This is a genomic window from Bradyrhizobium nitroreducens (assembly GCF_002776695.1).
Classification (GTDB): domain Bacteria; phylum Pseudomonadota; class Alphaproteobacteria; order Rhizobiales; family Xanthobacteraceae; genus Bradyrhizobium; species Bradyrhizobium nitroreducens.
On the sequence record NZ_LFJC01000003.1, the window covers coordinates 1149016 to 1169542 of the forward strand.

Below are 20527 nucleotides of genomic sequence, written 5' to 3' on the forward strand. Positions count from 1 at the left end.
AAAATCCTTTGCGCCGATGTGACCCACGTCCACCGCCACCCGGCCCGCGTTCGTGACGATCGCGATACGCCCCTCTTCGTTGGGCCGGGATGCCGCGACACATACGCGATTTCCGAATTTCGGTAAAGTGGAATATTTTTGGTGCGCCGGATGGACCCACAGCCTGCGTGTTTTGCCCGTCGGGCAACGCAAGGTCTGGTAGCCCGGATGAGCGCAGCGATATCCGGGGGCCCTCACCGCGAGCGGTCCCGGGTATCGCTCCGCTCACCCGGGCTACGGGTCGGTGTTGATTTGCGCAATCAGCCATCACGTTGGTATGGTTCCTGCAAGCATCTCAGCCTCCATCCCCTGACAGAACGAGACAATGCAGAGCTCAAGACCCGACCGGATTCGCAAACTCCTCGCCGACCTCGTCGCCTTCGACACCGTCAGCGACCGCACCAACCTGCCGCTGATTGCCCATATCGAGAGCTACCTCGCCGCGTTCGGCATCAAGGGCGAGCGCTTCGTCGACGTAACAGGGCAAAAGGCCTCGCTGTGGGTCACGATCGGCCCCGAGCACCGGCCGGGCTTCGTGCTGTCGGGCCATACCGACGTCGTGCCCGTCGTCGGCCAGGACTGGAGCCACGACCCGTTCAAGCTGGTCGAGCGCGACGGCAAGCTCTACGGCCGCGGCACCACCGACATGAAGGGCTTCGTTGCGGTGTGCCTCGCCATGGTGCCGGAGATGATGGAGGCCAAGCTCGCAACGCCGATTCACCTGGCGATCTCCTACGACGAGGAGATCGGCTGCGTCGGCGTACGGCCGATGCTCGGCGAGGTCGCCAAGAAGATGGTCAAGCCGCTCGGCGCCTTCATCGGCGAGCCGACCGAGATGAAGGTCATCATCGGCCACAAGGGCAAGCACGGCGTGCGCGCGACCTTTCACGGGCTCGCCCGCCATTCCTCGATTGCGCCCGACGGCGTCAACGCGATCGAATACGCCGCCGAGCTGATCGTCGAGATCCGCCGCCGCGCCGAGAAGCTTGCGGCCGCGGCCGAACGCAACAGCCTCTACGACGTGCCGCATTCGACGCTGCTGACCAGCATCGTGCATGGCGGCGCGGCGCTGAACATCGTGCCGGATACCTGCACGGTGGATTTCGAATGCCGCGGCATCGGCATCACCGAGTCGCGCGAGGTGACGGACGCGATCGTCGCCTGGGCGAAGGCCGAGATCGAGCCCGCGATGAAGGCAAGGCATCAGGAGTGCGGCATCGATTTCGAGGAGATCCTCGACTATCCCGCGCTCGACACCGCCGCCGATGCCGCGATCGTCACGCTCGCCAAGAGCCTTGCCGGACGCAACGACCACGCCAAGGTCGCCTTCGGCACCGAAGCGAGCCTGTTTGCCAGCATGGCGGATATCCCATCCGTGGTGATCGGGCCGGGCTCGATCGCGCAGGCGCATACGCCGGACGAGTTCGTGGAGATGGCGGAGCTGGAGAAGTGCGCGGGCTTCGTGGAGAAGCTGATCGCGCATTGCGCGAAGGGATGATTGGAGCTTGCTGGGTCCCGGCTCTGCGGAGCAGCACTACGTGCTGCACCGCGTCCGGGACGCGAGAGAGATCGTAGAAACAGGCGCCGAAGATCTCAGGTCTCGTGTCCCGGACGCAGTGCGGTGCGCAGTACCGCACTGCAGAGCCGGGACCCAGAATACTTTGCGGCGGACTCGAAACGTGCAACTTTAGAGCGCAATACTGTCAGCGCTGATTGCACTATGCCCTACTTCGTTTACATCCTTGCGAGCAAACGGAATGGCACTCTCTACATCGGAGTGACGAACAACCTTGCTCGCCGGATCAGCGAACACAAGGCCAAGCTCATCCCCGGCTTCACACGGCAGTACGATGTCACACTGCTGGTCTATTTCGAGGCCTTCGAGTCGATCCTCGAGGGGCGCTCACGCGAGCACTCGCTGAAGCGCTGGCGGCGTGCGTGGAAGCTCAAGTTGATCGAGGAGCTCAATCCGGATTGGCGCGATCTCACCGACGAGCTGAATACGTTGGCGACGTGACTGGGTCCCGGCTCTGCGGAGCAGCACTTCGTGCTGCACCGCGTCCGGGACACGAGAGCTGGGCAAGAACGCAAACCCACCAGCAAACCAAAAAGCGCAGCCACCGGCCGCGCCTTCGTCATTCCTACACCGCGCCCGCCTTCTGCGCATAGTCCCATGACGCCTTCGACAGCGGCACGGTGCGCTTGGCTGACTCCAGCGCCTTGGCGTTGGCGGCGGTGCCGTCGCGGACGCGGCCGGCGATGCCTTGCGTGATGCCGGCGAGGCGGAACAGATTGTAGGCGAAGTACCAGTTGAGATCGGGCACCGTCATCTTGGTGACGTTGCAATAGATCTGGGCGGCTTCCTCCAGGCTCGGGATGTTGAGCGCCTTGAGGTCGGCGCCCTCGAGGCCCGGCATGATCCACTGCATCAAGAGATAGGTGAAGTCGGCCATGGGATCGCCGAGCGTCGACAGCTCCCAGTCCAGCACGGCCTGCACGCGAGGTTCCGTCGCGTGGAAAATCATGTTATCGAGACGATAGTCGCCATGGACGATCGAGACGCGCGCCTGCTCCGGCACGGTCTTGGGCAGCCATTCGGCGACCTTCTCGAACTCGGGAATGTGCTGGGTCTCGGACGCCCGATACTGCTTGGTCCAGCGGTCGATCTGCCGCGCGAAATAATTGCCGGGCTTGCCGAACTCGCCGAGCCCGATCGCAACCGGATCGAACATGTGGAGCTTCGCCAGCGTCTCGATCTTGCTGGTGAAGATTTTTCGGCGGTCTTCCGGCGCCTGGCTCGGCAGCGTCGGATCCCAGAACACCCGGCCCTCCTCCATCGACATGATGTAGAAGGCCGCGCCAATCACGCCATCGTCCTGGCACAGCGCATAGGCATGCGCGACCGGAAAGCCCTGCTTGCCAAGGGCCGCGATGACGCGGTATTCGCGGTCGACCGCGTGCGCCGACGGCAGCAATTTGCCGAACGGCTTTCTGCGCATCACGTAGGAACGCTTCGGCGTGTTGAGGCGATAGGTCGGGTTGGACTGGCCGCCCTTGAATTGGAGGACGACCAGCGGGCCCTCGAAACCTTCGACGTGATCGCGCATCCACGCCTCGAGGCGCAGTTCGTCGAAACGATGCCGCTCCTCGACCGGCTTGGTGCCCGAGAACTCCTCGTCTTTCCTGACGCCGTCAGCCATGACGCTCCCTCTTCAGTCCTGACCCTTTCAGGCCGAGCATGATCCTAATCGGTAACCGCTGACGCACTTGCGTCAAGCGGTCATTCCGAATGGGACCATGCCCCGTCGTTTCTTCAGATCGGGAGCGCCGCCGGGCTCTCCCTCTCACTTAGTGATTGGGAGAGTTTGCATACTTCCGAACCTCAAGTCTGGCAATGGCGCGATTGTGCACCTCGTCCGGACCGTCGGCGAGACGGAGCGTGCGGATGTGGGCGTAGTCCTTGGCAAGGCCGGCCTCGTCCGAGACACCGGCGCCGCCGAAGGCCTGGATCGCCTCGTCGATGATCTTCAGCGCCATGTTGGGCGCCGCGACCTTGATCATGGCGATCTCGGCCTGCGCGGTCTTGTTGCCGACCTTGTCCATCATGTCGGCCGCCTTGAGGCAGAGCAGGCGCGTCATCTCGATATTGGTGCGGGCCTCACCGATGCGCTGCTCCCACACCGAATGCTCGACGATCTTCTTGCCGAAGGCGGTGCGCGAGGACAGGCGCTTCACCATCTTCTCCAGCGCCTCCTCGGCCTTGCCGATGGTGCGCATGCAGTGATGGATGCGGCCGGGGCCGAGGCGGCCCTGCGCGATCTCGAAGCCGCGGCCTTCGCCGAGCAGGATGTTCTCCTTCGGCACCCGCACATTGTCGAGCAGCACCTGGGCGTGGCCGTGCGGCGCGTCGTCGAAGCCGAACACCGGCAGCATCTTCTCGACCTTGATGCCGGGTGTGTCGAGCGGAACCAGGATTTGCGACTGCTGCTGATGCTTGGCCGCCTTGAAATCGGTCTTGCCCATCAGGATCGCGATCTTGCAGCGGGGATCGCCGACGCCCGACGACCACCATTTGCGGCCGTTGATGACGTAATGATCGCCGTCGCGCTCGATGCGGGTCTCGATGTTGGTGGCATCGGAGGACGCCACGGCCGGTTCCGTCATCAGGAAGGCCGAGCGGATCTCGCCGTCCATCAACGGACGCAGCCATTTGCGCTTCTGCTCCTTGGTGCCATAGCGCATGAACACTTCCATGTTGCCGGTATCGGGCGCGGAACAGTTGAACACTTCCGAGGCCCAGGAGATGCGGCCCATCTCTTCCGACAGCAGCGCGTATTCGAGATTGGTCAGTCCCGCGCCGCGGAATTCATCATCCTCATGCTCATTCGGCGGCATGAACATGTTCCAGAGGCCCTCGGCCTTCGCCTTCTTCTTGAGGTCCTCCAGGACCGGGATCACCTTCCAGCGCTCGCCGCTGTGATCCTGCTGGTCATAGATCGGCACTGCCGGGCGCACGTGCTTGGCCATGAAGGACCGCACGCGGTCGAGCCATTCCTTCTGCTTGGGGGACAGATCGAAATCCATGGGACGCTCCTCGTTTCTCTCTCGCTGGTCGTTTTGCGCCGGACTGTCCTCCCGCATGACGCGGCCCGCAAGCGCCAACACGCGCGCTTTGCGAGGCCGCCCGAGCCGGCCCGCGAGTTGCGAACGAGTCTCGATTGCGGATTGACATTCTCCGGCCTTCAAACGATAGTTTCATACAAGTGTTTGAATTGCAACTCCCCTCCACGGGCGCTCTCATGGCCAGCGATCATACGAGGTCTGCCATTCTCGCCGCCGCCGAACGGCTCTATGCCGATCGCGGCTTCGGCGACGTGACACTGCGCGACATCGTCGCGGAGGCGGGCGTCAACCTTGCCGCGGTGAACTATCATTTTGGCTCGAAGGACGAGCTGATCGCTGAATTATTTGTCACGCGCTCGGTTCAGACCAACCGCGAGCGCCTGCGCGAACTGAAGGCGGCGGAAGAAGATGGTGGCGGTCGCGCGCCGATCGAGGTGATCCTGCGCGCGCTGGTCGGGCCGACGCTGCGCGGCTGCCTCGGCCCCGAGAACCAGCGTTCGACCGCGGCGCGCTTCATGATCCGCGCCTCGATCGAATCCGTGCCCCCGATCCGCCGCATCAAGAACCGCGAGATCGACCATTTGCGGAAATTCGCCGGCGCCATGCGCCGCGCCCTGCCCGAACGCAGCGAGGTCGATATCTATTGGGGCCTGAACTTCGCGCTCGCGATGGCGCACCACACCATCCGCGAGAGCGAGCGGCTGACGAAACTGTCGGAAGGCAAATGCGACCTCGACGACGTCGAGGACGTCGTCGCGCGCGTCGTCAGCGTCGCGACGATGGCGCTGACGGCGGGACGGGCCGAGACGAAGGCGCCGCCGCGGGTCGCAGCGCGCTAGTCCCTCACGTCATCGCGATGCAGTCGATCTCGACGTCGAAGGGGCCGAACCATTCCAGCGTGCAGACGAAGATCCGCGCCGGCGGATCTTGCGGGAAGTAGCGGGCATAGACCGTGTTGAACGCGGCGAAATGCTTGGTCGAGGTGCAGTAGACATTGCACTTCATGACGTTGTCGAGCGAAGCGCCGGCCGCCTCGAGGCACAGCTTCATCTGCTGCATGACGATCTCGCTCTGCCGTTCGATCGGCATGTCCTTGAGCTCACCCGTCTCGGGGTCGAAGGGCGGCAGCCCGGCGACGAAGATCATGTTGCCGGCGCGCGTCACCGGCGAGGTCGGCGCCTTCCAGCGGTCGAGGAACGTCGAGATCGGTTCGACGCGGAGCGCTTCGCGTTTCATGGCGGCCACCTTCGGTTCGAGCGAGACTGAGGCCTGACTACACCATCTCGCAGCCAGCATGCTTCGCTTCTGACCGAAATGTGGGTGGCGGGTCAGGCCTGCTCTCGAACTGGGTGTGGGCCCGATCGATGCAATCCCTTGGCTGCCCCGCTGATTGCGGTAGAATGACCTCTTTCAAAGTCGATTTGCCAAAGACCCCGACCAATGACTAACCCTGAACCAAACTCGCGACGCGCTCCACTTCAGATTGCGCTCTTGGTCATATTCTTTTTGCTAGGGGCAGCGATTGGACCGGCCTTGTTCTTCCTGATCTTCAAGATGGAAGATGTCGGGGGATCGCTAATCGCATTTGGTATTGGAGCCATTGCGGCAGCTTCGGCCACCCTTACACTTTGCTCAATTCTGGCATTTCTCGTTGTGCCACGATGGATCGGGAACGTACGGGGCACAGTAGAAAGTATAGCCGCGGCTATTACGGCTGCTGGACGCGCACATGTGGCGGGAAAGTCTGATGTCGCCGCCACCGAAATGGGGCGCGCCACAATAGAAGCCGCCGCGTGGTATGCGAACGTACGCACACGCCACTTCGTAAGCCAATCGGCAATAGCCCTGGTGGTAGCGTTTGGAGGAATAGTGGGCTCCGCACTGCTTATAACCCAAAACAGCCTGTTGAAAGATCAAAACCTAAAGTTGGATTATCAGACTAAACTCTTGAATCAGCAAAACGTAACGGCTGAAGCACAACGAAGAGCCGCATTGACAGCGGAGCTTTTCGACGTGCTCAAGGATGTCGCTCGCGAAGTTCAAAGCACTCAGAACGGAGTACTTACAGAAGGACTCATAAACCGGATCCTTGTTCTGTCACGTGCAGCACAACCATATTACTATGTGCGCTACAGCAACCCAAAAGATGGTGAGCAAACGCGTGCCGAAATCATCAAACTGCCGCTGAGCCCTGAACGCGGCCAATTGCTTCTCGGCTTGCTCGCCAATCGCGTGACACTAAAGCCCCTTGCAGACGCAGGTGTAGTCTTTGAGTACGCGGACCTAAGGGAGACGAGTCTGAGCTCGGCAGACTTGACGGGTGTTTCCTTGTCTTTTGCGGACTTTAGCTATGCTCACCTAATACGGATTAAGTTCGAGAGAGCATCGCTATTCAATGCGATATTCCGCGGGGCCGAAGTATACAATTGCAGCTTCGGCGGTCACATTCCCTCGGGCTCAATCGATTTCAGAGACGCCAGACTCTTGCGATCAAAATTTGCCAAGAGCATGCCCAAGGCGCTGCTCGACGGAGCTTACATTGGCAAGCTAACGCCGCAGGGCACGACCGACGAGCCCGACGGCATTGATTTCAGCGGCTATGAGCGCCAAAATGAGGGGCTTTGGGTTCGCCTGAGAAAGAAAACGGATAACTGAAGCTTAGAATGGTTATTTGGCGGCGGAAACAATTCCGCCGCTGGCTTAAGCTGCGTTACGCCAAATTCCCTTGAATCTGCGGCTCACGCCCGCTGCGGCATCTCCTCGGCCTCTTCCTTGGCGAGCAGCAGCAGCATCTCGATGCCCATCTCGCCTTCCTGTGGCGAGCGAATGAACTTTATTTCGTCGGCACTCTGCCGCAGCGCGGCAACGATGGCGACGGCCTGATTGGCGGTAGCCGCCTCGGTCGCCAGAACGGACTTCTGGTTCTTGGCCTGGAACCCGATCGTGTAGGACATTCACTTCCCTCCCCGAACTCAAGTGGAGAGATCGAATCAGAGTCGGAGGCGAAGCGGAAGCCTGTGCGACTACGGACCGGGATTATCTGGGGATGGCGCGCAAGCCTCAGGCCAGCCCCAGCATCGCCCGCGCATCTTCCGCGCTCGCAACGCTCGCGCCGAGGCTCTTCAGGATGCCCGCGGCGTGCGCGACCAGTTCGGCATTGGTCTTCGCCAGCACGCCCTTGGACATATAGAGATTGTCCTCCATGCCGACGCGGACGTGGCCGCCGAGCAGAAAGGCCTGCGCGACCATCGGGAATTCGGCGCGACCGATGCCGAAGCCGGACCAGATCGCGCCCGGCGGCAACAGGCTGCGGGCGTAGAACATCGTCTCCGGCGTCGCCGAGAAGCCGTACTTGACCCCGAGCACCAGCGAGAACAGGCCCGGCCCCTTCAGCGTGCCGTCGGTAAACAGGTCGCGCGCGAGATGACAGTCGCCGCTGTCGAACAGCTCGATCTCCGGCAGCACGCCGGCCGCCTTCATCCGCTCGGCCATGATGCGGACGTTGCGCGGCGTGTTGATCACGACCTCGCCGCCGGAGTTCATGGTGTTGAGATCGAGCGTGCAGATGTCGGGCTTGAGCAGCTCGATGTGCGCGACGCGCTTCTCGGGCTGGAGCAGCGTGGTGCCGGGACCGGCGACGCGCGGATCCTCGATCGACGGGACGAAACGGCCGCCAGGGCCGGTGGTGAGGTTGATGACGAGGCTCTTGTTGCGGGCGCGGATGCGGTCCACGACGTCGCGGTAGAGGTCGATCTCCATCGAGGGGCGGCCGGTCTTGGGATCGCGCACATGGATGTGGGCGATGGCGGCGCCCGCTTCGGCCGCCTCCAGCGCGGAAGTGGCGATCTGCTCGGGCGTGATCGGCAGATACGGCGACTGCTCGGGTTTCGTGAGATTGCCGGTGATGGCGCAGGTGATGATGGTTTTGCCTGATGTCATGACTGCCGCCTTCTGATCGCTTGCTCTCGGGTGCCGCCGCCGGCGCGGGATATCGCCACTCTCAGCCAATTGCTCACCATGGGCAAGCACCCTCGGCCATCGCGCCTCGCCCTGCCGCCGGTCAGGCGGATCAGGTCCCGTCGCCCCCGGGGGAAGTGAGCGACACTCGGCGAGGCAAGCCGGGATAGAGCTTCCTGATCCGCGCCGCAGTCGCGCGTCCAACCACGAACGCCTCGGCGCAATCGTCCAGGCTGATGTGCATCGTATCGCGATCGATCGTTTCGATCGCGCGGATCCTGTCCACGTTGACGATCAAGGAGCGATTGATACGCAGGAAAGGAGGCGTCGGCACCTGTGCCTCGAACTTCCCGAGCAGCTGTCCGACCAGGATGGCGGGTCCGTTCGCCACGAATACGCGCGTGTAGTCGCCCTCGGCACGCATCGCGACAATGGTATCGATGCGCTGGATCACCGTCCGCGTGCTGGTCCTGAGACGCAAGGTGGGCGCCTGATGCTTGAGGAGGGCCTGTCGTGCAGCCTGCGCCTTTTCCAGCTTGGTCACCGCCGCGGCCAGTCGTTTCGGATCGATCGGTTTCAGGAGATAGTCCAGCACGGCGAAATCGTAGGCCTTGACCGCATAGCGGTCGTGGGCGGTGACGAAGACGACGTCAGGGCGCTCCTGAAGATCCTGCAAGAGATCGAACCCGCTGCCGCCATGCATTTCGATGTCCAGGAATAGCGCATCGGGCCGCTCGACGCGGATCAACTCCATGGCAGTCTTCAGCGAGGCAGCCTCGCCGACCACCTCGAGCTGAGGGTATTCGCCGAGAAGCCGCTGCATTCCGCGCCTGGCCAGCGCTTCATCATCGACGATCGCTACACGGAGCACGGTTCCCCCCGCAACAGCAGCCCCGCGATCACCATGTCGCCGGTCTGGCGCAGGCTGAACTCATGCCGGCCTGGATAGTGAAGTTGCAGCCGCCGGTTCAGGACCGACAGGCCGACGCCCGGATCGCCTGCGCTCTGCCAGTCGGGCCTCAACTCCCCGGGGCCGGTGACTGATATCTGCAGCCTGGTTTCATCGGCCACCGCCTCGATCGCAATATCGACGTGCGCGCGGCCGGCTTGCAGACCGTGTTTGACGGCATTCTCGACCAGTGGCTGCAGCAGAAAGCTCGGCACGATGCGCCGGCGTGCCGCCTCATTGGACTCGAGCCTGTAGTCGAGCTCGGGACCGAACCGGGCTTTCTGCAATTCGAGATAGGAACGAGCCGCGTCGAGCACCGACGCAAGCGGGGTGACGGTTCGATCCCGCTGGTCGAGCGAATAGCGCAAATAGGCTGCCAGTTCGCGAACCATGCCCACCGCCGCGTCCGGATGATCCGGGATCTCGACGGCGATGCCGTTCAGCGCATTGAACAGGAAATGCGGATCGAGCTGATGACGGAGATGGCGAAGCTCGGCCTTGAGCGCTTCGGCTTCCGCCGCCGCGGCGCGCTGCTTCTCACCATGCACCGCAAGCTCCGCGGCGCTCCAGAACTGCGCGAACCGCCAGCCCGCGAACACGATGCTGTAATAGACCCAAGGCACCGCCCACGACTGGAGCGCTCCCCAATTCGGCACGTGCCAACCCGTCACGCCGGTCACCAGCCTGACCCAGCAGGTCAGCACGAATGCGGCGCCGATGCACAGCAGCGTATTGAGGACAAGTGTCCTCAACACCTGGAAGCTCGACTCGACATGCCTCCTCGGGAACACCGGCCGGAGCGCAAGCACCATCGGCAGCGTCAGGGGATCGACCACAACGCTGATCAGGAAGGCGCGCGGAAAGTTCTGGAAATGGGCCATGCGCACCAGCGTGCCGAGAGCCGTCAACAGGCCCAAACCCAGAATGGCCAAGGGCCATGAGTTCTGGCCAGCCGTCGCATCGAACCGATTGAAGTAGCGCATCCCGGCCATTTACCCCCTTCACGGTCCGGAAGATATCGCCGGCCGGTCACTTTGTCCCAAAGCGCGGCCCGATTCATCGGCTATCCTGCCCGGTTCGTCGAATCCCGATAGCGGCAGTGCAGTCGATGTTGTGTTGTCCCCTCCGATTCAACCGGCCGGCCGCAATCCGTCCGGTGCCATGCGATGACAGGGGTGAGACGCGTTGGAATACAAGAATAGAAATTCGCGCTTCCGGCCCTCCGGCGCTCTGCTGTCGATGACGGCGCTGGCGACGATCTGGAGCGCCAGCCCGGCCGCGGCCAATTGCGACATCACCTCGTCCCCCAACAGCGTGTCGTGCACGGCAGACACCGTGACCGTGCACAACACCAACACCGACGCGGCCACGGCGTCGTCGAACGACGACACCCAGCAATTCACCACCGGCGGCAACATCACCGGCCAGATCGCCAGCGGCGTCACCGTCGGCGGTTATGGTCTCCAGATCAACACGTCCGAGAACGGCTCGGGCATCAATTTCACCAACAACGGCGCCGTCAACCAGACTTCCAACGTCGTCATCGGCGCGCTGTCCCTCTTAACCAGTACCGGTGCGATTACCTACAACAGCGCGAGCGGTGCGACGATCGACGGCACCGGCATTGCCTCACTGACGCTGTCCTCACAGAGTACGTCGGCGACCGGCGATCTCACCGCGCATGTCAACGGCAACGTCACCAACACGGGCTCGATCGGCGCGGGCTACGGCGTCCTGGTGCAGTCCCAGGCAGCCGTCAACATCCTGGTCGACGGGACCGCGGCGATCACGGGCAGCACGGGCATCGGGGTCTTCGGTGGCGGAGATACCACGGTCGGCGGTAGCGGCAACATCGTCTATACCTCCGCCAATGGCTACGGCATTGCGGTCGGCCATGGCACGAACGCCGGCACGGTCACGGTCAACCATAGCGGGTCTATCACAGGTCCCGGCGGGTCGGGCGGCAGCAACGTCGGGATCAGCGTCTCGAGCAACGGCACTGGGGGCGTATTCGTCACGGGAACGGGGGTCATCAGCAACGTTCGAGTTGGCATGTCGATGTACGGCACGGACGATTTCACCATCACCCCCGGTGCCAGCATCAGTTCCACAAGCTCCGGCATTATGGTTCTGGAAAACGGGTCCGGCACCGTAAGCATTACATCCGGCTACGACATCACCGTCAGCAGCGGCTCGGCCATTTCGACCTTCGCCTTCTCGTCCGGCAACCAGACCGTCACCGTGACGGGCGGAAGGATCTCCGCCTACTCGTCGGCGGTTTCGCTCTATGGCGAGGGTTCGAGCAATCTCATCTTCAACATGAGCGGCGGCACCCTGCTCTCGTCGGCCGATTTCGGAAGTGGCGGTCTCAATCTGGACCAGCAGGGCACAGGCAATGCCACCGTGAACCAGACCGGCGGCTCGATCGGGCTTGCCGCCACACCGATCGTCGGCACCGGCGTTTACGTCAGGACCAGCGCCGGCAACATCGATGTCACGACGGCTGACGTCTATTCGGCGTATATCGGCATCCGCACGATCGCAGGCGGCAACGGCAGCGTCACGATCACGAACTACGGCACGGTGCGCTCGACGAACGACGACGCCCTCGGCAGCACCGCCGGCTCCGGGTCCACGACCATCACCAATCATGGCTCGCTGCTCGGCAGCGGTCCTGACCCGGTCATGGGGGCCGTCTCGACGAGCGGAACGATCTCGATCGACAACGCCGCCGGCGCCCTCATCAGCAGCACGCTTGCCGCGCCGGAAACGCGCTGGGCCATCATGACCAGCGGCGGCGCAAGTACCATCACGAACAGCGGCACCCTCTACGGCCGGATCACGCTCGGGAATGCGTCCAATACGATCAGCAATGATGGGACGTGGAGCACGACCGGCGCCAACTCTTTCGGAAGCGGCAGCACCACCCTCTCCAACACCGGCATCCTGAACGCCGGTAACGGCACCACATTCGGCGGCGGCTCACTCACATTCACCAGCACGGGCACCTTCACTCCCACCGGCACCGTCACGGTGAACGGAAGCCTCAGCCTCGGCGGCATCTACCAGGTCAACCTTGCCTCCGGCGGCGCCGACAAGACGGTCGTCAACGGCACGGCGACGCTGACCGGTGGCATCGCGCGCGCGGTCCAGCTCGGCGGCGGCTTCGTGGTCGGACAGAGCCTCGTGATCCTGACGGCGACCGGCGGCCTCAGCGGCACCTTCAGCAGCCTCGACCTCACCGGCTCGATCAAGGCCCATCTCGGCTACGACGCCAACGACGCCTACATCGTCGTCGACCAGGCGGCGCTGGCCGACTCGCTCGTCAACGGCACCATCAACCAGCGTAATGTGGCCAGCGGCATCGACGCCGCGCTGAACGGCGGAGCGGCCTCCGGCAATTTCGCCTCGATCTTCTCGCTGTCCGGTGCCGCGCTCGCATCCGCACTCGACAGCCTCTCCGGTGAGGTGGCGACGGGCGCGGCGACGACCGCGTTCCAGTCCATGAACGGCTTCGTCTCGCTGCTCACCAACACCGGTCACGCCGCCTTCGGCGGCCAGGCCGCGAACGGCGGCGCCATGGGCTATGCTGAAGAATCCCGCGTGCCGCCGGCATTTGCGTCGGCCTATGCGTCAACCTCCCCGGCCCGCGCCGCGCGCGAGCCTCAGTCCGCGCTCGACCGGCGCTGGGGCGTGTGGGGCGGCAGCTATGGCAGCGCCGGCAAGGTCAACGGCGAAAGCGTCGTGCTCGGCTCGCATGACGTGACGCCGCGAACCTATGGCGTCGTGGCCGGCGCCGATTATCGCGCCAGCGCCGATACGGTGCTGGGCTTCGCGCTCGCGGGCGGCGGCACCAACTGGGGCCTGAGCAACGGCCTCGGCAGCGGCCGGAGCGATGTGTTTCAGATCGGCGCCTACGGCACGCACCGGGTGGGCGCCGCCTATCTGTCGGGCGCGCTGGCCTATGCCTGGAACGGCATCAGCACGAGCCGCACCGTCAATCTCGCCGGCGTCGATCAGCTCAATGCGCGCTTTGACGGTCAGACCTTCGCCGGACGCATCGAGGGCGGCTACCGGGTGCCGACGCAGTTCGTCGCCATCACGCCTTATGCGGCCTTGCAAGGACAAAACTTCCATACGCCGGCCTACAGCGAGAGTTCGGCGTCTGGAACGGGCGCCTTCGCGCTTGCCTACGCCTCGCGCAGCACCGCCACGCTTCGGACCGAGCTCGGCAGCCGGTTCGACAAGACCGTCGCTGCCGGCAACGATGCCACGCTGTCCTTCCGTTCGCAGCTTGCCTGGGTGCACGACACCAACACCGACCGGGCGATGAGCGCACTATTCCAGGCCCTGCCCGGATCAAGCTTCACCGTCTACGGCGCGGCAGCTCCGAAGGACTCGGCCCTGCTCTCCTCAGGTGCCGAGCTGCGCTTCGTCAACAATTTGACGCTGGGCGCAAGGGTGACCGGAGAATTGGCCGGCAGCGCGCGCGGCGTCTCGGCCCAGGGATCGCTGCGCTACGCCTGGTAGCGCAGCAGCGACCTTTCACAAAGCCCCCTAGATGATGCCTTGTTTCCGGAGAACTTCGATCTTCCCGGCATCATAGCCGAGCTTGTCGCCGAGCACCTCCTGGGTGTGCTCGCCGAGCAGCGGCGGGGCGCGATATTCGGTGATGGGGGTGCCCGAGAGGGTCAGCGCGTTGCGGATCAGCGACAGTTCCGGCTCGAACTTGTGCTGCGTCTTCACCCGCATGCCGCGCGCCTGCACGTGCGGATCGGAGAACACCTGCTCGAAATTGTTGATGGGCCCCGAGGGCACGCCCGCCTCTTCCAGCTTTTCCAGCCAGTAGGCCACCGGCTGCTTCAGGAACAGGCCGGCAAAGATCGCCATGATCTCCTTGCCGTGCACGACGCGGTCGTTGTTCTTGAGAAAGCGCGGATCGTTTGCCAGCTCCGGCTCGCCGAGCACGGCGCAAGTCTTCCGGAACTGGCCGTCATTGCCGACCACCAGCATCAGCTCGCCATCGGTGCAGCGGAACACGCCGGCCGGCATGCCGCCATTGCCCCAGGTGCCGCGGCGCGGCGGCGTCTTGCCGTTGACGAGGTAGATCTGCAGCCAGTGCGACAGCGAGGCGATGACGGTGTCGAACAGGCAGACGTCGATGTGCTGGCCCTGCCCGTTGTTGGCGTCGCGATGGTAGAGCGCCGAGAGGATGCCGATCGAGGTGTTCATGCCGGTCATGTAGTCGACGATGGACGGGCCGACCTTCATCGGGCCCTCGCCCGGCTCGCCGTCCATGTGGCCGGTGACGCTCATCAGGCCGCCCATCGCCTGCAGGATGGCGTCGTAGCCGGCGCGCGGCGCATACGGGCCGGTCTGGCCGAAGCCGGTCACCGAGCAATAGATGATGCCGGGATTGATCGCCTTGATGGTCTCGTAGTCGAGGCCGTAGCGCTTGAGATCGCCGACCTTGTAGTTCTCCATGAAGACGTCGACGTCCTTGGCGAGCTCGCGGATGATCGCCTGCCCCTCGGGCTTGGCGATGTTCACGGTGACCGACTTCTTGTTGCGGTTGGCGCAGAGGTAGAATGAGTTATTGTTGTTGGCCTTGCCTTCGGGATCGGTCAGGTAAGGCGGGCCGAAGGCGCGCGCGTCGTCGCCGGTGCCCGGCCGCTCGATCTTGATCACCTCCGCGCCGAGATCGCCCAGCATCTGGGCCGACAAAGGCCCGGCAAGGACGCGGGTGAGGTCAAGGATCTTGATGCCTGAGAGCGGCAAGGCCGACATGTCTATTTCCTCCGGGGAACTGAATCTTGGCGCGGCGGCTCCAGCCAAGCCGCGCTCCCTGCGGATACACTATTTTAGGGCTCTGAGCACTGCGCTGGGGGCATACGGCTATCTCCTGCCGGCCCAGAGGCCGTCGCCGCAACCTTCCGCGCCGCGAATATTCCGCCGATCGGCTCAAGCCGCGGCAGGCACCACAAGCGGCCGACGCCGCGCAAGCAGGAGCAAGATCAGCACCGTCGCACAGGAGCAGACGAAGGTGAGACCGAGTGCACCGCGGCTGCCGAATGCGGTGAGCAGACCGACGAGGAGTGGCGGCGAGATCGCGGAGGCGAGATTGAGCGGCAGCGCGATCATCGACATCGCCTTGGCGAACTCGGCCTGGTCGTAGAACACGAGCGGGATGGTGGCCCGCGCCACCGCCATCGCGCCGCTGCCGGCGCCATAGAGCAGGATGAAGGCCGCAACCGCCCAGGTCGCGCCCTCGCTCAGCATCAGGAGCAGCATCGCGACGGGCAGCGCGGTGCCTGCGACGAGCCCGGTCGTGATCCCGTCCCAGCGTCCGCCGCCGAGGAGATCAAGCCCGCGGGCGCTGACCTGGATCACGCCCAGCATGGAGCCGAAGAGGAGTGCCTGCGCCGGCGCCAGTCCCTCGGCCCGGAGCAGCTCGATCATGATGGCGCTGATGCCGAAATTGACGAAGGCGTTGAGCGTGATCGCGGCGACCACGAGGCCGAAGGTGCTCTTTGGAATGACAGGCGTCGGTGACGACTTGGCCGGCTCGCCGGCATCACCCCCGGCGATCTTCCGGCGCGGTGCGAGCGCATAGAGCGGGAGGCTGACGACGAGCATCATCGCGGCATAGACGAGGCACGTTCCCCGCCAGCCGAGGTGACCGCTCAGGAACGACGTCGTCGGCCAGAAGATGCTGCTGGAGAGGCCCGTCACCAGCATCAAGGCCCCGATCGCGTGCTTGGCCTGCCGCCCGGCGATCTCGTTCAACATGATATAGGCGCCGGTTGACAGCGTGGCGCTGCCGGCGATGCCGAGCACGATCCAGGCGGCGAAATAGAGCATCGGCTCGCGCGCAAGCGACAGCAGCACGAAGCCCGGCACGGTCACGACGGTTCCGACCATCATGACCGTCCGTGCGCCATGCCGCGCAAACGATTTGGCTAGCCAGGGCGCACACAGGCCCATCGAGACGTAGAGAACGGATGTGCCGGCGAACACTGCCGGCAGGCTCATGCCGAGGTCAGTGGCGAGATCGCGTCCGACGATGGCAGGAAGCCCGATCGTGCCCCATCCGACCAGCTGCGTGATGGCGAGCACCAGCAGGACACCGATCAGCCTGCTATCAGATTTCAAGAACCGCATTCCAGACGTCGCCTGCCCTGCCGGGCGCAGATCGCGCCTGTGGCGCCTCTCTTAGCGGGAGACGCAGCATACGGGAACGCCGGCCGCCGAATGGCAGAAGGCAGCCGGGAGCATGTCGGCAGGAGGCAGCATCGCTGGCGACCTATGGCGAGCCATCAAGTTGAACTGGCCCGCCGGGCTAACACAATTACCCGGTTATGCGAGAAACCTAACGTGATGTTAGGTATGTCCGGAGCGCGAATTCCGGGCCGCGGCCACGCTCTCAGGCTGGCAGCTCGGCAATCCGCCTAGGGCTATCGCATGTGACAGCTCGGAAACTGCCGAGCGCGTTCGGCCTGGCGCTCGTGACAATTGTTACCTTTTGGGTGTAGTCAAATTTGCAAGCGATACTCTTTGCAAAAACTGCATCGATACTGTCACGGCTTGAGATTTCCCACCGGATGGCCTTGCTGCAAATCATAGAACTAGCTTGGGGCTGGAAGGGCCTTAGGCCTGCTTCCATCATCGCGTGCAACGCCTTTGGCAATCTTATCGTCAAAGACACAGCCGGGGCCTATTGGCGAATAATTCCTGAGGAGCTCTCATGCGCAGTAGTCGCACGAGGAGACGACGATTACGCCGCTCTGAAAGGTGATGCGGATTTTATGGCAGATTGGGCGATGACTAATCTACAACAAGAAGCCCTCGGTAGCCTCGGCAACGTACCCGAGGGGCACTGCTACTGCTTCAAAATTCCTGCAGTGCTCGGCGGTGAGTACGGTGTCAGCAACCTCGGTACGATTGCGTTGGAAGAATTGATAGCGGTCGCCGGTAACCTCTCGTTCCAGATGGATGGGCTACCTGATGGAACGCCCGTGCAATTCGTCATCAAACCTGCTGAATGAGTGCTACGACGCCCTGCCGGCGCAGCGGAGTTGCGCTTCACGATCGGGATCGCTGCGGCACGGGCGGCTGATCGTGCGATGACGCCAATTCACGCGGTATGGCCGGGATCAACGTGCTTCGGCGTCTTCTTCTCGCGCTGCGGGGTCATCTTCGCCGGATCAGGCGCACCGGGCACGCCGCGGGGACCCAGCTGCTCGCGCTGGATGTCGTCCTCGGAGCGCGATGGCTCGACGCCGTTGGGCTCGCGGGGCTTGTCATCGCGTCTTCCTTCTCAAGCGTTGTCTGGGACGCCGAGTGCGTTGCCCCCTGCTTCGCGGCCGGGCACGCTGACCTGGACTTCATGTCCCTCACGAAGCGCGAGGGATGCGGCGGCGACCGCGGATTCGAACGCGGCTTCCTTGGTGGCATAGGTATTCCTGACATCGCCATCGTGCAGCACGCCCCATTGGTCCCGCACCGGCACGATGGCATATTGAGCAAGGCCCATTGTCCCACTCCTGGCTTTGAGTTTCAAAAGAACGTCCGTCAGACAACGCGCGCGCGGGCCTAACGTTGCGTCAGTTGCGGATGCGCGGCGGTGACGCGCCAGACCGTGTTGCCGCTGTCGTCGGCGACCAGCAGTGCGCCTGATTTGTCGATGGCCACGCCGACCGGCCGGCCACGCGCCTTGTTGTCGCTGTTGAGGAAGCCCGTCACGACGTCCTGCGCCGGTCCGCTCGGCTTGCCGTCGGCGAACGGCACGAACACGACCTTGTAGCCGTTGAGCACCTGCCTGTTCCAGCTGCCATGCTCGCCGACAAAGGCGCCGCCGCGATAGGCCGCGGGCAAGCTCGTCCCGGTGTTGAAGGCCATCCCGAGCGGCGCGACGTGCGAGCTCAAGGCATAGTCCGGCGCGATCGCCTTGGCGACGAGATCCGGCCGCTGCGGCTTGACGCGGGGATCGACGTGCTGGCCGTAATAGCTGTAGGGCCAGCCGTAGAAGCCGCCGTCCTTCACTGAGGTCATGTAATCCGGGACCAGATCGGGCCCGAGCTCGTCGCGCTCGTTCACCACGGTCCACAGCGCGCCGGTCTGCGGCTCGAAGCTGAGGCCGTTGGGATTGCGCAGACCGCTCGCGAACACGCGCCAGCGTCCGCTGGCGCGATCGACCTCGAGGATGGCGGCGCGATTGTGCTCGGCCTCCATGCCGTTCTCGGTGATGTTGCTGTTGGAGCCGACGCCGGCATAGAGTTTTGAGCCGTCGGGACTGGCGACCAGGCTCTTGGTCCAGTGATGGTTGATCGGCCCGCCCGGCAACTCCGTCAGCACCGTGCCCGGCGCGGTTATCTTCGTGTCGCCTTCCTTATAGGGATATCGGACGATCGCGTCGGCATTGGCGACATAGAGATCGTTGCCGACCAGCGCGATGCCGAACGGCGAGTTGAGATGGTCGAGAAAGACGCTTTGCGTGTCCGGCACGCCGTCGCCATTGCTGTCACGGAGCAGCGTGATGCGGTTGCCGGGGCCGGTGTCGTCGCTGCCCGAGGTCGCCCAGGACTCGATATATCCCATGACGATCTCCTTGGGCCGCTTGATGCCTGCCCCCTTCGGCGCCTTGGATTCCGCCACCAGCACGTCGCCATTGGGCAGCACGTAGAGGAAGCGCGGATGCTGCAGGCCGGTCGCGAAGGCCTTGATCTGCAGGCCCTCGGCCACAGAAGGGGCTTCGTCCTTCTTCCAGCCGACGATGCGCGCGATGTGCATGGGCGGCAGCAGATATTGCTGGATGTCGGGAAGTTTCGGGTTGGCGCCGATCTGCGCCTTGGGATCGCCGCTGCCGTCATCGCAGCCGGCCAGCAGCAGCAACGAGGAGCACAGCAGCGCGCGGATCATTGGGAATGTCATCGCGCAACTCCGACGCCATGGCGATAGACCAGGGCCCAGCCGAGCCAGCCGGTGACCGGCAGGATCAGCACGGTGACCACGGACAGAACGAGCCCGGTAGGCCAGACCGAGGTCCAGGCATCGCGGGTGTGGATCAGCGCGTTGACGATGGCGAGGACCAGCGCGAGCGCGTTTCCGATCAGATGCGGCCAGGCCGGCGTCTGCGCCCGCACCAGGCGGTTGCCCAGGAAATCAGTGAGGCCCGCGATCGCCGCCAGCACGCCGAAGACGACGCCGACGAGCAGCAGCCAGGCGGAAAAATCCGCCCACATGATCTCGGCGCTGGCGACATAGGCGATGTCGGTGAGAAGCGCCCCGATGAAGCACGCGATCGGGATCGGCACCAGCATCGGATGAATCGGATGACCCGCGATCTGCGCGGTGGTGCGCACGCGCACGTCTTGCTGCACGGTTTGGCCTCGTGGCTATCGGTTCTGCCCGACCGGCCAACTCGTGCGCGGTGTGATGGTTCCTAGCTGCGCGGCAGGCCCAGCCTCTGCCGGACCTCGTCGTCCTCGATCGCCTGATCGCGGCGCGCGCCCTTGCGAACGCCCTTACCGGCCTCAAAATCTTCTGCGACCGCCTCGAGCGTCCGAAACGCATCGCCGGCGCTCGCTGCGGTCTCGATGTGCGCAATCGACCGGCCGTTAACGCTGAGATCGGCCTCGCCCCAAGGCGTGGTGTCGATCACCAAGCGGTCGCCGCCGGCCTTTGCGGCGAAGTGCTGCACGGTGGATTTCGAGGTCGGCAGCGTGAGATCCGGCGTCCAATCGATCGGCTTGTCGGTCATGTCTATGTGTCCCGAAGTTGCGACCAACGGATAGACCATCCGGCGCGCGGAGCATTGACCTGGATCAGGCTTGAATGCGCTTTAGAACTTTGGAGCGGGTGAAGGGAATCGAACCCTCGTATTCAGCTTGGAAGTCTTCGAATTTCTGTTGCACTCTCAACAGGCATTCCGACAAATTGCAGCCTTTTTGTTTGTTGAGA

19 protein-coding genes are annotated in these 20527 nt (G+C 63.8%); 6 read left to right on the plus strand and 13 right to left on the minus strand.

Going from position 1 to position 20527, the window contains the following annotated elements:
* Positions 1 to 364: 364 nt before the first annotated feature.
* A complete protein-coding gene (argE, locus tag TSA1_RS05820) occupies positions 365 to 1537 on the plus strand; it encodes an acetylornithine deacetylase (RefSeq protein WP_100175506.1) in 1173 nt (390 codons plus the stop codon).
* Positions 1538 to 1759: 222 nt separating this feature from the next.
* On the plus strand, positions 1760 to 2056 hold the full coding sequence (locus TSA1_RS05825; RefSeq protein ID WP_100175507.1) for a GIY-YIG nuclease family protein: 297 nt from the start codon (positions 1760 to 1762) through the stop codon (positions 2054 to 2056).
* A 124-nt stretch (positions 2057 to 2180) separates the two neighbouring features.
* On the opposite strand, the gene TSA1_RS05830 is transcribed toward TSA1_RS05825, so the two are convergent.
* Both TSA1_RS05830 and TSA1_RS05835 read right to left on the minus strand, forming a co-directional pair.
* A complete protein-coding gene (locus TSA1_RS05830; RefSeq protein ID WP_100175508.1) occupies positions 2181 to 3239 on the minus strand; it encodes a phosphotransferase family protein in 1059 nt (352 codons plus the stop codon).
* A gap of 148 nt (positions 3240 to 3387) precedes the next feature.
* Positions 3388 to 4623: an acyl-CoA dehydrogenase family protein gene (locus tag TSA1_RS05835; RefSeq protein WP_100175509.1), complete on the minus strand. Its 1236-nt coding sequence runs from the start codon at positions 4621 to 4623 to the stop codon at positions 3388 to 3390.
* 215 nt (positions 4624 to 4838) lie between these two features.
* On the opposite strand from TSA1_RS05835, the gene TSA1_RS05840 reads away from it, so the two are divergent.
* Positions 4839 to 5501 carry a TetR/AcrR family transcriptional regulator gene (locus tag TSA1_RS05840; RefSeq protein WP_100175510.1) on the plus strand — a complete coding sequence of 221 codons (663 nt, stop codon included), beginning with the start codon at positions 4839 to 4841 and terminating at the stop codon, positions 5499 to 5501.
* Between the two features lie 4 nt (positions 5502 to 5505).
* On the opposite strand, the gene TSA1_RS05845 is transcribed toward TSA1_RS05840, so the two are convergent.
* On the minus strand, positions 5506 to 5898 hold the full coding sequence (locus tag TSA1_RS05845; protein ID WP_174718781.1) for a RidA family protein: 393 nt from the start codon (positions 5896 to 5898) through the stop codon (positions 5506 to 5508).
* Between the two features lie 297 nt (positions 5899 to 6195).
* Between TSA1_RS05845 and TSA1_RS05850 the strand changes: the two genes are divergently transcribed.
* On the plus strand, positions 6196 to 7317 hold the full coding sequence (locus tag TSA1_RS05850; protein WP_161497186.1) for a pentapeptide repeat-containing protein: 1122 nt from the start codon (positions 6196 to 6198) through the stop codon (positions 7315 to 7317).
* Positions 7318 to 7400: 83 nt separating this feature from the next.
* On the opposite strand, the gene TSA1_RS05855 is transcribed toward TSA1_RS05850, so the two are convergent.
* The 4 genes from TSA1_RS05855 to TSA1_RS05870 all read right to left on the minus strand — a co-directional run bounded on the left by TSA1_RS05855 (position 7401) and on the right by TSA1_RS05870 (position 10560).
* The gene (locus TSA1_RS05855) at positions 7401 to 7616 is read right to left on the minus strand and encodes a hypothetical protein (RefSeq protein ID WP_100175512.1); all 216 of its coding nucleotides are present in this window, start codon (positions 7614 to 7616) and stop codon (positions 7401 to 7403) included.
* Positions 7617 to 7722: 106 nt separating this feature from the next.
* Complete coding sequence (locus tag TSA1_RS05860) at positions 7723 to 8601, minus strand: beta-keto acid cleavage family enzyme (RefSeq protein ID WP_100175513.1); 879 nt, start codon at positions 8599 to 8601, stop codon at positions 7723 to 7725.
* Positions 8602 to 8731: 130 nt separating this feature from the next.
* Positions 8732 to 9490 (minus strand): LytR/AlgR family response regulator transcription factor, encoded by a 759-nt coding sequence (locus TSA1_RS05865; RefSeq protein ID WP_100175514.1) that lies wholly within the window; start codon positions 9488 to 9490, stop codon positions 8732 to 8734.
* Positions 9478 to 10560: a sensor histidine kinase gene (locus TSA1_RS05870; RefSeq protein ID WP_100175515.1), complete on the minus strand. Its 1083-nt coding sequence runs from the start codon at positions 10558 to 10560 to the stop codon at positions 9478 to 9480. Before TSA1_RS05870 ends, TSA1_RS05865 begins: the two co-directional genes overlap by 13 nt.
* Before the next feature lie 193 nt (positions 10561 to 10753).
* On the opposite strand from TSA1_RS05870, the gene TSA1_RS05875 reads away from it, so the two are divergent.
* Positions 10754 to 14098 (plus strand): autotransporter outer membrane beta-barrel domain-containing protein, encoded by a 3345-nt coding sequence (locus tag TSA1_RS05875; RefSeq protein ID WP_100175516.1) that lies wholly within the window; start codon positions 10754 to 10756, stop codon positions 14096 to 14098.
* 27 nt (positions 14099 to 14125) lie between these two features.
* Here the strand turns inward: TSA1_RS05875 and TSA1_RS05880 are convergent, their stop codons facing one another.
* Both TSA1_RS05880 and TSA1_RS05885 read right to left on the minus strand, forming a co-directional pair.
* A complete protein-coding gene (locus TSA1_RS05880; protein ID WP_100175517.1) occupies positions 14126 to 15355 on the minus strand; it encodes a CaiB/BaiF CoA transferase family protein in 1230 nt (409 codons plus the stop codon).
* Positions 15356 to 15529: 174 nt separating this feature from the next.
* On the minus strand, positions 15530 to 16729 hold the full coding sequence (locus TSA1_RS05885; protein WP_100175518.1) for an MFS transporter: 1200 nt from the start codon (positions 16727 to 16729) through the stop codon (positions 15530 to 15532).
* A 440-nt stretch (positions 16730 to 17169) separates the two neighbouring features.
* Here TSA1_RS05885 and TSA1_RS05890 point away from each other — a divergent pair, with 440 nt between their 5' ends.
* A complete protein-coding gene (locus TSA1_RS05890; protein ID WP_100175519.1) occupies positions 17170 to 17613 on the plus strand; it encodes a T6SS immunity protein Tdi1 domain-containing protein in 444 nt (147 codons plus the stop codon).
* Between the two features lie 272 nt (positions 17614 to 17885).
* Here the strand turns inward: TSA1_RS05890 and TSA1_RS05895 are convergent, their stop codons facing one another.
* From TSA1_RS05895 to TSA1_RS05910, 4 genes are all read right to left on the minus strand, one after another.
* Entirely contained in the window at positions 17886 to 18101 is a 216-nt protein-coding gene (locus tag TSA1_RS05895) for a hypothetical protein (RefSeq protein ID WP_100175520.1), read from the minus strand.
* 59 nt (positions 18102 to 18160) lie between these two features.
* Positions 18161 to 19498: a PQQ-dependent sugar dehydrogenase gene (locus tag TSA1_RS05900; RefSeq protein WP_100175521.1), complete on the minus strand. Its 1338-nt coding sequence runs from the start codon at positions 19496 to 19498 to the stop codon at positions 18161 to 18163.
* Positions 19495 to 19947 carry a DUF2231 domain-containing protein gene (locus TSA1_RS05905; protein ID WP_100175522.1) on the minus strand — a complete coding sequence of 151 codons (453 nt, stop codon included), beginning with the start codon at positions 19945 to 19947 and terminating at the stop codon, positions 19495 to 19497. Before TSA1_RS05905 ends, TSA1_RS05900 begins: the two co-directional genes overlap by 4 nt.
* A gap of 62 nt (positions 19948 to 20009) precedes the next feature.
* Positions 20010 to 20327 carry a hypothetical protein gene (locus TSA1_RS05910; RefSeq protein WP_100175523.1) on the minus strand — a complete coding sequence of 106 codons (318 nt, stop codon included), beginning with the start codon at positions 20325 to 20327 and terminating at the stop codon, positions 20010 to 20012.
* Positions 20328 to 20527: the final 200 nt, after the last annotated feature.